The sequence below is a fragment of the Mesorhizobium sp. M0119 genome (assembly GCF_040322615.1).
Lineage (GTDB): Bacteria > Pseudomonadota > Alphaproteobacteria > Rhizobiales > Rhizobiaceae > Mesorhizobium.
This window is the reverse complement of sequence record NZ_JAMYTU010000077.1, coordinates 1-10,833: the sequence shown is the minus strand read 5'-3', so window position 1 is coordinate 10,833 and position 10,833 is coordinate 1. Positions and strand designations below refer to the sequence as shown.

The following is a 10,833-nucleotide window of genomic DNA, read 5'->3' as shown; positions in this document are numbered from 1 at the left end:
CGCATGGACGGCATCCGGTCACAGCTGAAGTCGATCGGGCTCGAACCCTACGATTGCCTCAATCCCGGCCTGATGGATTTTATCGCCACCTGGACCGCGAAGAAGTCGGGCGCGTTGCCGGCCTAGTAGCCGCTCGACTATCATGATCGTGCCGGGCGACATCGCCCCGCACGATCATGTGCACGTGCGGATGGTGGGTCATCGCGGAGCCCATGTGTGGAGGACGGCCGTGATGCCGATACGGGCGCCGAGAGCGTAGGCCTCGAGCCCCTAGTTTGCAGGCATTGCCCTATTTCAATCGCCTCGATTGCGCCGAGGTGCCCAAGCGCGCTCAGCTGATACGAGTTCTCACCATTGAGATCTCCCTTGTTCTGTCCCATCTGCCCAACATCATCACCCCCAGGCTTCGACATCCGGGCGCTAATGCCGCCCTGTGGAGCAGAAGAAGCTGGTGGTGCTCACGAGCGCGCGAGCGATTCACACAAGCATTGGCCTCCGCCCAGGCGGGCTGCACGAAGATCTGCCACGGCTTTTGGTCGAGGACATGGGCAATTGGATCCGCCCCATCCTATTCGCCGAGAGATACACACTTGAAGATCGGGCCCAACTAGGACTAAGTTTTATAGACTAAGTCACGAGGCCCGCAATGCGCACCGTCAATATCCACGAAGCCAAGACGCATCTGTCTCGTCTTATCGACAGGGCGGCCAAGGGCGAATCTTTCATTATCGCCAAATCCGGCAAGCCGATGGTCAAGGTCGTTGCCATAGACGCACCTGCGGCCGGCGAAATGCGTCGCTTGGGGTTTATGGCCGGGCAGTTTTCAGTTCCGGACGATTTTGATCGCATGGCCGATGAGGAAATCGAGAAGCAGTTTGGCGGCGACGCATGAAACTTCTGCTCGATACCCATCTTCTGCTCTGGGCGGCGGGCGAGCCCGGAAAGCTCCCGCCCGCCGCCCTTGCTGAGATCGAGAATGTCGACAACCACCTGACCTTCAGCGCTGCAAGTCTCTGGGAGATTGCCATCAAATGCAGTTTGGGCCGCTCTGACTTTAGGGTCGATACGCGTCTTTTACGTCGGGGCCTGATAGACAATGGCTATCATGAGCTGCCAATCACCGGCGAGCATGCCATTGCGGTGGAGGGGCTTCCACCCATCCACAAGGACCCCTTCGATCGGATCCTGATTGCTCAATCGATTGTGGAAGGCATTACATTGCTGACCGTCGACGATCTGGTCGCGCAGTATCCTGGGCCTGTCCGTCGTCTCTGATGGAGGTGACCCGAGCCCTCGGTGGGCTAGGCGGTTGAAGTCAGCTATCGCTTCAGACCACCCATGAACGCCTTTACTCGAGCAGAGTCGACTTGGTTCCACCAGACGCCGTCGTGCTTCAGCGCGCTGGCGATGATGACCCCGTCGACAATGGCGAGGATATCGTTGGCGTTGTCCGCCGTGACACCGCTTCCGACCAGCGTCGGCAGGCCGGCGGCCTGCTTGATCATGCTTATGTAGCCCAAATCCGCGGCGTGGCCGGTGCGCTGGCCGGTGGCGATGATGGCGTCGGCGTCGAAGAAGACCAGGTCCTTGACCAGTTCCTCCACCGGACGGTCGGCGACGATGGCATGTGCGCCGTGCTTGACATGGGCATCGGCGAAAATGCGGATGCCGTTGGCGCGCAGCCTGGCGCGGTAGCGCGCCGCGCGGCCCGACTCGCCTTCGACAAAGCCCTCATTGGCGACATAGGCGTTCGCCCATTGATTGACGCGGACGAAACCGGCGCCGGCAGCGCTGGCGATCGCCAAGGCCGGGATCGCGGCATTGGCCAGCACATTGATGCCGATCGGCCTGCCGAGCTCGCGGCGGATGCGGTCGGAGACGACCGCCATATAGGCCGCCGTCTCCGGCCCGATATCGTCAGGCTTGGCGAAGGGGATGTCGCCATGGTTCTCGACGATGACGCCGTCGCAGCCGCCTTCGAGATAGGCTTTGGCGTCATCGAGCCCGCGCTGGTAGATCACTTCCACGGCCTCGCCGCCATAGCGCGGCGCGCCGGGCAGCGGCGCCAGGTGAACGACGCCGATCACCACCTTGGTGCGGCCGAAAAGGTCTAGAAGCGCGTCGCCGCCGGATTGGCCGATCTGGGTCATGAGAGCTCCATTTGATCGATGAGCACCGCCATCTCGGAGGCGGAAGGACAGGATGCCAGCGTGCCCGGCCGTGTCACGGCGATTGCGGCGGCCGCGAGCGCAAGCTCCAGCGCCGAGGTGACCGGCATGCCCCGCGCAAGCCCGCCGGCGAGGCAGCCGCAGAACACATCGCCGGCGCCGCTGGTGTCGAGCGCCTTGATCTGCGGCGCCGGCAAACGAAGCGGCTTTTCATGGCCCGGGCCAAGCACGAGACAGCCTGCGGCACCGAGCGTGATGACGACGGTGCCTGCGCCTTTGGCTACCAGCGCGCCGGCGGCTGCTGTCATATCATCCCGGCCGGTCAGGGTTTTCGCCTCGGATTGGTTGACCACCAAAACCTCCGCCAGGCCGAGATCGGGCAGCGAAATCGCATCGATCGGGCTGGCGTTGAGAACGGTGCGCGCGCCGTTTTCCCTTGCTGCCCCGAGGCAGGCATTGGTCACGGCAGCCCGCAAATTTCCCTGGCAGACGAGGATGTCGCCGGGCGCGATCCAGCGGACAAGTGCTGTCTGCGCAACCGGGTCGAAGGCTTCGCTGCAGGCGACGCCGCTGACGATGAAATTCTCTCCGCCTCGATCGACGACGATGGTCGAGCGGTCGCTCGGCAGCTCGAATTCGCTCACCTCAAGGTCGGACAGCTCGCTGTCGAGGCGGCTCCTGATCCATGCGCCAGCGGGGTCCTTGCCGACCGCCGTCCAGAACGTCACCTCTGCACCAGTCCGTGCTGCTGCGACCGCCTGGTTGGCGCCCTTGCCGCCGAGCCCGTCGGCATAGCTCACGGCATTCAAAGTCTCGCCCGCGGCAGGGAAGCGGCCGACGCGAAACACGGTATCGACGCAGGCATTGCCGACAACGTGGACATGCATGGCTCAGCTCTCACCGGTCGCCCAGCCCAGCATCTGTTCGAACAGGGTCTTGTAGCCTGGCCAAGCGATGAATTGCGGCGGCAGCCAATGCGGCCCGACATCGGATGTCCAGGCCACGGTGCGGCCCTTGCCGTAATGGCCGGTGACAAGCAGCGGCAGCGAGCCACAATCCGACGACACGCTGGCCAGGACCTCGGCCCCGTCCTTCAGCGTCACCTCGTTAAAACCGAGCAGGATCGGCCAGTCCGAGCCGAGGCCCCTGAGGATGGGATGGCTCGACCCTGGTTTCGGCACGGGCGCAAAACCTTCGGGAACCTCGACGCGGTCGTCGTAGGCCAGGCAATTCACCGGCAGCACGTCCTCGACCGGGGTCTTGCGGTAGCGCGCGCCCCCATTGATGCCCTGGAAGCTGTAGTAGCCGCCGAACATCAATAGACCACCGCCGCCGCTGACGTAATCGCGCAGCAGGCGCAGGCGGTTCGGCGTGGGCTTCGAGTGGACCCAGGTGTCGGGATGCAGCAGCAGCGTGTTGGCGCCAATGTCGGAGAGCACGACCGCGTCATAGACAGACAGCGCCTCCATCGTCTGAGGAAACCCGCGCTGCGCCTCATGTGCCGGCATGAAGGTGACGTCGAAGTCGGTCGCCTTCAGCGCGCCCAGCAACTCGTCCGCGCCGGTGTGGTAGGTGACGGTCGGAAACTGGTCGAAACCCTTGATATGGGTCGCGGTCGACACCCAGGATTCGCCGGCAAGCAGGATCTTCTTCTTGGACATTTGAACTCCCGTGTAACTCCAGGCCGCTTAGAGCCGCGCGAATACGCTTTTCGGATTGGCGATCAGCATGCGGTCGATGGCCGCCTGCTCGACGCCGTGGCGTTTCAGGCGCGGTATGAAATGCTTCAGGATATAGCCATAGCCGAAGCCGCCGAAGCGCGTCAGCATGATCTTGAGGAACACATCCTGCGACAACAGCAGGCGGTCGCCGAAACCTGCCTCGACAAGGTTCGCGATGGCGCGTGCATTCTCCTCGTCGGAGGGCGATTGCGCGTCCTGGTCGGCGTAATAATAGTCCATGCCGATCATGTCGTATTCGAGGAACGCGCCGCGCCGGGCGAGGCTTTTCTGGTAATCGGGATCGCCGTGGCTCGGGTTCATGTGGCAGAGTACGGTATGACGAAGATCGGCGCCCTCGGCCTCGACGATATCGAGCACTTCGTGCGCCAGCCGCTCCCAGCCCGGCAGATGGATCGACAGCGGCACGCCGGTGATGCGCGAGGCGCGCGCCGAAGCGCGCAGCGACTTGCGCTCCTCGGTGGTGAAATCCTTGCTGACGCCGACCTCGCCGATCAGCCCGGCCATGATCGGCGGCTGCGTCTCGCCGCCGCCGACGTCGTTGACGATGAACTCGGTAACGGCGTCGACATCCATCTCCTTCAGCCATTCGGGATGGGTGTGCTCGAGATAGAAGCCGGTGCCCATGACGATCTTCAGGCCGGACATGCGGCTGACGCGGGCGAGCTTTTCGGGGTCGCGGCCGATGCCGATATTGGTGGCATCGACGACGGTGTGGCCGCCCAGCGCGCGATAGCGCTGCAGCTCCGACAGCGCCAGGTCGGCGTCGTCGAGCGAAACGTTGTCGCGGTTGACGTAAGGGTTCATGCGCAACTCGCCGATGATCTCGATGTTCACCGGCTGCTCGGCGATCGCCATGTCATCGGGATGGCAGGGGCATTTCCAGCTGCGCGAGCCATCGAGCAAGATGTGCTCGTGCATCAGCGTGATGCCCATGTCGTCGACCGGAACCGGGCCGAGCACGGTCATCACATGGCCAGTATCGACCCCGATCGCCAGCCGCTGGTCGGGCACTGCGTCATCGAACAGACCGCTCATCGGCTCAACGGCTCCGCACGGCGCCGCGGAACAGGCGGAAGTTCAGCCAGATGGCGATCAGGATGATCGTTCCGGTGACAATCGGCGTCAGGAAAGGCGACAGATGCGCCAGGATCAGGCCGTTGCCGATGACGGCCACGGTCAGCGCGCCGAGCACCGTGCCAATGATCGTTCCACGGCCGCCGAACAGGCTGGTGCCGCCGAGCACGACGGCGGCGATGACTTCCAGTTCGAAACCCTGTCCGGCATTCGAAGATCCCGATCCAAGCCGGGCAGCAATGATGATCCCGGCAAGGGCTGCCGCGGTGGCGGAAATCACATAGACGAAGAGCGTCGTCTGCCGCGTGTTGACGCCGGCGCGCCGCACCGCCTCAGCGTTGGCGCCAATGCCGGTGACATAGCGGCCGAATGGCGTCTCGTTGAAGGCGAGATAGGCGATGGCCAGGATCGCCAGCGCGATCAGCGCCGGCACCGGCACGCCAAGGAACCAGGCGCGGCCCAGCACGGTGAAAGCGCTTCCTGGCTCGATGGGGATGGAATAGCCGCCGGTGATCAGCAGCGCCACGCCACGGATCACCGAAAGCCCGGCAAGCGTGACGATGAAGGACGGGATGCCCTCATAGGCAATGAAATAGCCCTGTACTGCCCCAAGCAGGGCACCGAGCGCCAACATGGCGAGGATAACGACTGGCCACGGCAGGCCAAACTGCAAAAGCGTCGCCGACAGCGTCGCCACAAGCGCCAGCACGGAGCCGACCGAAAGATCGATGCCGCCAGTGGTGATGACGAAAGTCATTGCCGCGGCGACGATCAGCAGCGGCGCCGACTGCCGCAGGATGTTCAACAGATTGGGCGATGTCAGAAAGGCGTCGGTCGCAACCGAGAAGATGATGCAGACGACCAGAAAGAACAGCGCGATCGAGAAGACGCTGCCATTGGCGAGCAGCGCATCGCGCCAGGTGCCCCTGCGCACCCGTGAGGGCTGGGCGGCATGGATCGCGTCGCTCATGCCGGCGCTCCACCGCGATAGCCATTGGTGGCGGAACGCGCACTGAACTTGCGGCCGACGATCAGATTGACCACGTCTTCGATATTGGTCTCGCCGATCAGCCGCTCGGCGACATTGCGCCCTTCATACATGACCTGGATGCGATCGCAGACGAGGAACAGATCCTGCAGCCGGTGGGTGATCAGGATGACGCTGACACCGCGCGCACTGACCGCGCGGATCAGTTCGAGCACGGCCTCGACTTCGGCCACGGCAAGCGCTGCCGTCGGCTCGTCCATGATCAGCACGGCCGGCTCGAACGAGGCGGCGCGGCCGATTGCGATCGACTGGCGCTGCCCGCCGGAGAGGTTTTCGACCTTGAGCCGCGTGTCGGCAATGACGATGCCGAGCCGATCGAGCATCTGGCGCGTCTCGTCATGCATGCGCTTCTTGTCGAGAAAGGAAATGCCTGCGATGCGGCGGCGCGGCTCGCGGCCGAGAAACAGATTGCCGGCGACATCGACCGTGTCGCAGAGCGACAGGTCCTGGTAGACCATCTCGACGCGCGCCGCACGTGCGTCCGCCGGCGAGCTGAAGATCACCGGCTTGCCGTCGATCTCGATGGTGCCGGCGTCGGGAACCACAGCCCCCGACAGCACCTTGCTCAATGTCGACTTGCCCGCGCCATTGTCGCCGACCAGGCCCAGCACCTCGCCCGGCTTCAGCGTCAGCGACACATCATCGAGCGTCTGGATGGCGTTGTAGCGCTTTGAGATGCCGCTCATCCGCACCCGATAGGTCTGGCCACTGCTCATCTGGGATTCCACGCGATTGCAAGGGATCCGCAGCGCAGCCTCAGGCGGCGCCGCGGCTCGGTCGCCGACGCAGTTTACTTGAACATCGAGCGGTATTCGTCGACATTCTTCTTGGTCACGATCGTCACCGGGATATTGATGATCGGGTCGATTTTCTCACCCTTCTTGAGCTTGCCCAGCGCTTCGATCGCGGCCTTGCCTTCGCCGGCCGGATCCTGCTGCACGACCGCGACCACCCAGCCGTCGTCGATGCCCTGAACGGCCTGCTTGGTCAGATCCCAGCCGAACACCTTGACGTCGCCGGTGCGGCCCTGGCTGGTCACAGCCGAAACTGCGCCGAGCAAGGCCGGCTCGCCGGTCGCATAGAGCGAGTTCATGTCGGGATTGGCGGTCATCAGGTTTTCCGAAGCGCTCAACGCGGTCTCCTGAACGTTCTGGCCGTCGACCGTGTCGAGGAAGGTGACGGCCTGACCGCTTTCGGTCACCGCCTTCTTGAAGCCGTCGAGCCGCTGATTCTGGATGAATGAATTGAGTGCGCCGACGATACCGATCTTGGCCTTGCCGCCCATCTCGGTCTTGACATAGTCGGCGTAGAATTTGCCGATATCCTCGCCGGCCTTGGTGTTGTCGACGCCGATGAACGAAATATTGTCGCCGTCGGGGATCTGCGCGTCGATGGCTATGACGGGAATGCCGGCCGCCTTGGCCGCGGTGATCGCAGGCTTGACGCCGTTGACGTCGATGGCGACCAGAATGATGCCGTCGACTTTCTGCGTGATGTAGTTCTCGATCGCGTCGTTCTGCGCGCTCGGCACATTGTTGGCGTTAAAAATGACCAGCTTGGCGCCGGCGGCGTCGGCTGCCTTTTGCGCGCCCTCGTTGATCTGGTTGAAGAACAGGGCCTGCTGGTTGATGTTGACGAGAGCGAACGTATCGGCAAGCGCCGATCCCATGGCTGTCGAGCCCATGGCAATGGCGGCGGCACAGCCGGCGAGAAGTTTGAACAGACGCATTTCGGTTCCCCTTGCTTGCGGACCAGACCTCGGCTGGTCCCGTTGGTGCTACAGGCACGAGGCAAGCATTCAAGAGACTTGAATATTTGTCAATCCAAATGAACGCAGAGCGTCGCTCAGAAAGTCGCCGGCGTGTTGACCCAGAAGATGCTGGCGCGTTCCTCGCCGATGTTGCGGTAATGATGCGGCAACTCCGATCTGAACACGAAGGCATCACCCGTGGCGAGAGCATGGCTCTTGCCGTCGACGATCAACTCGATCCGGCCGGCGAGCACATAGCCGACTTCCTCGCCGGCATGCTGGATCGGACCTTCGCTCGAGCCCTCTGCCTCGATGTGATGGATGTTGCATTGTAGAAGGTGGCCAGGCGAATACGGAATGATGCGTTCGAGCGAAATTCCTTCGCCACGCCGTAGCGCGTCGAGCGCAATCAAAGGCCTTGCGCCCGCCCGGAATACGATCGCCTCGTCGTCATCGACTTGCTCGAACATCCAGCCGATGTTTGTGTCGAGAACCTCGACCAGACGGTGAAGCATGGGCAGGGACGGCGAAGCCTTGCCGTTCTCGATCTTGGACAGCAGGCTTTCCGAGCAATTCGCAGCCGCGGCCAGCGTCTTCAGCGTCATGCCGCGTGTCTGGCGGGCGAGGCGCAGCCGAGTTCCAAGTCTTGCGGCATTTACCGTGGCGTCCGTTTCTGACTCTGGCCGCCGTCGATCGATTTTGTTCATCTGTTCGCCAACCATTCAACGGTCAAGGGCAACTATCGCGCGAGCAAAAGACCTCGGCCGACGATTTGCAAGTGCTGATGCGTCAAATTCGAGACTGCAGCCGTAGCTACCGCATCCGGCGAATGCCGCTCCCGCATGAACCGTGCTGATGATCCCGCGCCAGTTATCCCCTATCGCTTGGCTGTCCATCGTGGTCGAAATCGCCAGCCGTTACCGCGTTTGCGTCACGTGGCGAGTGGACTTGGAACGACAATGCGGGCAAGGCGGGCCACGCAGCCAATCTACACAACCACGGCCCTGCCGACACGATAAAATCTGGACTGTCACCGAATTTGCGAAGTCCGCCAGAAGTCACCCGCGGCAGCGCCCCTTGGAGTTACGCCCAGGGCGCGCCGGCTCGGTAGCCGCGACGTATTCAATGAATTCTTGGGGCAGTCGCGCACGGCTTGAGCTTCGATAATTTTGAAGAAAGTCCAACAGAATTAATGGACTAGCACCTTGCGGATGTGAATTGCGAACGCGATGCGCGGTTAATGCTTTAGAAGTATAGACACATCGACACGAGGTGCGAAGAAGCAACGCCAATACAGCTGGTTGGTTACAACATATTTATTTTCGCAGATATGGTATTGCCCGTCCGGGGATTCCTGTACACGGTCTCGTGGGATGGTGAAATTATGCGGCAAATAAGTGTAACCACCGTCTACCCTGGACCGCACCGAAGACCGAGGTACGGCGCGGCAATCAGAACCACCGCAGCACTTGAATTTGGTCTGCGGGTCAATCTTGTCTTCGTACCAATCATGGGCGCTGGCGGCTGTTGCGGCGGCGATACACATTGCCGTGAAGATGAGCCTTCGCATGGCATTCCTCAAGTATCTGGCAGGCGCTGCTCGTTGGGGTTTCCCTGTATATTAGCGTTCCATTGAAAATACCATTGGCCTCCGACCGACTAATGCATCTCCAACAAGCGACGCTCGCAACTGAACGATCGCATTGGTCACGTCAGGACGACACTTGCACCGACCAAAGGTCCGCTCTTGTCGCTCCGGGTTTGAAAGCCGACCGTCTGCTCTGCGCCCACAAGTTGGCCATTGAACTTATCATGGCCGCCGTCCAGAAGCGGACATCCGAGCGGCTTGCCGCAATGGTACCTTCGCGCCCAACAGCGGCCACCCTCCCCTTGCTGGTGCACCCGCTTCTATTGGTTACAAGCATCGGAGCGGGCGTGGACAGGCTGCTACGCGCGTTACCCGGGCTGCGGCCTCGAACTCGGTGCGGGGCCTATTTGGCGAAGCGGCTTCGGAATTCGGTAGTGGTGTTGCTGTGGGGGAAGGGTTCGGCCGGGATCGGCACGCCGAGAAAGGCGCACAGGTTCGGCCAGCCTTCCTCCACCTGATAGACCAGCAGGCGCGACGGCGGGAAAGCCGAGATCACTTCGGCGTTGTGGGCGTTGAGCACTTCGATAGCATGGGTTTCGTCGTCGAGACGACCGCCGAAAATTTTCGTCTCTATGACAGCCCGGCCAAAACTTTGCGGGTCGGAGGTCTCGCCCATGGTGTTGAAGATCGTGGCGCGTGCGCTCCTGTACCAGTCCTCGGGGTTGCGAACGGTGAGGATGAGCTTGGCGTCGGGGAAATACTCGGCGAGTTCGCGGCAGAAATGGGCCGTCGGCCAGTCGACTGCCGACTTGTAACCGACATAGACGACGTCCCAATCCACCGGCTCGCCGCGCCCGGCGGCGCGGATCAGGTCGCGGTGCTCGGGGTTAGAGTTGACGTCCTCCATGTGATGGCACGGCCCGAACCCGAGCATTTCAAGCGCCAAGTTCAGAGTGTGCGTGCCGGTGCGGCCGAACCCAGCCCCGATAACAGATAATGCCATGCGATCCTCCTGTGGCGGGAGCGGATCATAGATTGCAGAGGTTGGGAAGGGAGGATGGTCCTGGCGCTCACCCTGAGAGACCAAATCAGCATATCGAGCGATGCGCCGAACTCGCTCTGCCCGAAGGCTACATAGCGGGCCGGCCGGTTACGGCGTCGATAGCGATCGAGCCGCAGGAGCTAGGCGGCAGCCTTCGTTTCCAGCATCATAGCCCCGACAAGGGTCGCTTCGGGCCAATTTCGGCCTCGGGCACTAGGTGGTCGTGTGTCCGCATTCTCGTTGCACAGCCCAGACGCTGCCTGTCAGCTCCCGGCCCACTGGCAGCATTGAAGTGCCAACGGCGGCTCGGCGCCTAAGTCGGACATTTTAAGCGCAATTAGGGACTGCCAGAAAGCAGACGTTGCGCACGAATCCGGCTATCAAATTGCGTAACATTGGGTATGGAAAGAGCGTCCACAAC

Annotated in this window: 11 protein-coding genes and 2 pseudogenes; 3 read left to right on the top strand and 10 right to left on the bottom strand. The window is 62.2% G+C overall.

The window, feature by feature from the left end; genetic code table 11:
- A pseudogene (locus tag NKJ40_RS31150) lies at window positions 1-126 on the top strand (S-(hydroxymethyl)glutathione synthase); the annotation flags it as partial.
- Here NKJ40_RS31150 and NKJ40_RS31145 read toward each other — a convergent pair.
- A pseudogene (locus NKJ40_RS31145) lies at window positions 119-252 on the bottom strand (transposase); the annotation flags it as partial. The pseudogenes NKJ40_RS31150 and NKJ40_RS31145 sit on opposite strands and share 8 nt — an antisense overlap.
- 394 nt (window positions 253-646) lie before the next feature.
- Here NKJ40_RS31145 and NKJ40_RS31140 point away from each other — a divergent pair.
- Both NKJ40_RS31140 and NKJ40_RS31135 read left to right on the top strand, forming a co-directional pair.
- Window positions 647-892: a type II toxin-antitoxin system Phd/YefM family antitoxin gene (locus NKJ40_RS31140; protein ID WP_352469312.1), complete on the top strand. Its 246-nt coding sequence runs from the start codon at window positions 647-649 to the stop codon at window positions 890-892.
- Window positions 889-1,275 (top strand): type II toxin-antitoxin system VapC family toxin, encoded by a 387-nt coding sequence (locus tag NKJ40_RS31135; protein WP_352469311.1) that lies wholly within the window; start codon window positions 889-891, stop codon window positions 1,273-1,275. The genes NKJ40_RS31140 and NKJ40_RS31135 overlap by 4 nt, the downstream gene beginning before the upstream one ends.
- 44 nt (window positions 1,276-1,319) lie before the next feature.
- Here NKJ40_RS31135 and NKJ40_RS31130 read toward each other — a convergent pair whose 3' ends face one another.
- The 9 genes from NKJ40_RS31130 to NKJ40_RS31090 form a co-directional block, all read right to left on the bottom strand.
- The gene (locus NKJ40_RS31130) at window positions 1,320-2,150 is read right to left on the bottom strand and encodes a BtpA/SgcQ family protein (RefSeq protein ID WP_352469310.1); all 831 of its coding nucleotides are present in this window, start codon (window positions 2,148-2,150) and stop codon (window positions 1,320-1,322) included.
- Window positions 2,147-3,055, bottom strand: a complete 909-nt coding sequence (locus NKJ40_RS31125; RefSeq protein WP_352469309.1) for a ribokinase — start codon at window positions 3,053-3,055, stop codon at window positions 2,147-2,149. The genes NKJ40_RS31130 and NKJ40_RS31125 overlap by 4 nt, the downstream gene beginning before the upstream one ends.
- 3 nt (window positions 3,056-3,058) lie before the next feature.
- Window positions 3,059-3,829 (bottom strand): glutamine amidotransferase, encoded by a 771-nt coding sequence (locus tag NKJ40_RS31120; RefSeq protein ID WP_352469308.1) that lies wholly within the window; start codon window positions 3,827-3,829, stop codon window positions 3,059-3,061.
- A 27-nt stretch (window positions 3,830-3,856) separates the two neighbouring features.
- Complete coding sequence (locus NKJ40_RS31115; RefSeq protein ID WP_352469307.1) at window positions 3,857-4,945, bottom strand: phosphotriesterase family protein; 1,089 nt, start codon at window positions 4,943-4,945, stop codon at window positions 3,857-3,859.
- Between the two features lie 4 nt (window positions 4,946-4,949).
- The gene (locus tag NKJ40_RS31110; RefSeq protein ID WP_352469306.1) at window positions 4,950-5,954 is read right to left on the bottom strand and encodes an ABC transporter permease; all 1,005 of its coding nucleotides are present in this window, start codon (window positions 5,952-5,954) and stop codon (window positions 4,950-4,952) included.
- Complete coding sequence (locus NKJ40_RS31105; protein WP_023721835.1) at window positions 5,951-6,748, bottom strand: ATP-binding cassette domain-containing protein; 798 nt, start codon at window positions 6,746-6,748, stop codon at window positions 5,951-5,953. The genes NKJ40_RS31110 and NKJ40_RS31105 overlap by 4 nt, the downstream gene beginning before the upstream one ends.
- 74 nt (window positions 6,749-6,822) lie before the next feature.
- The gene (locus NKJ40_RS31100; RefSeq protein WP_352469305.1) at window positions 6,823-7,761 is read right to left on the bottom strand and encodes an ABC transporter substrate-binding protein; all 939 of its coding nucleotides are present in this window, start codon (window positions 7,759-7,761) and stop codon (window positions 6,823-6,825) included.
- A 116-nt stretch (window positions 7,762-7,877) separates the two neighbouring features.
- Window positions 7,878-8,489, bottom strand: a complete 612-nt coding sequence (locus NKJ40_RS31095; RefSeq protein ID WP_023679230.1) for a cupin domain-containing protein — start codon at window positions 8,487-8,489, stop codon at window positions 7,878-7,880.
- 1,284 nt (window positions 8,490-9,773) lie between these two features.
- Window positions 9,774-10,373, bottom strand: coding sequence for a sulfotransferase family protein (locus tag NKJ40_RS31090; protein WP_352469304.1), 600 nt, complete (start codon window positions 10,371-10,373; stop codon window positions 9,774-9,776).
- Window positions 10,374-10,833 lie beyond the last annotated feature (460 nt).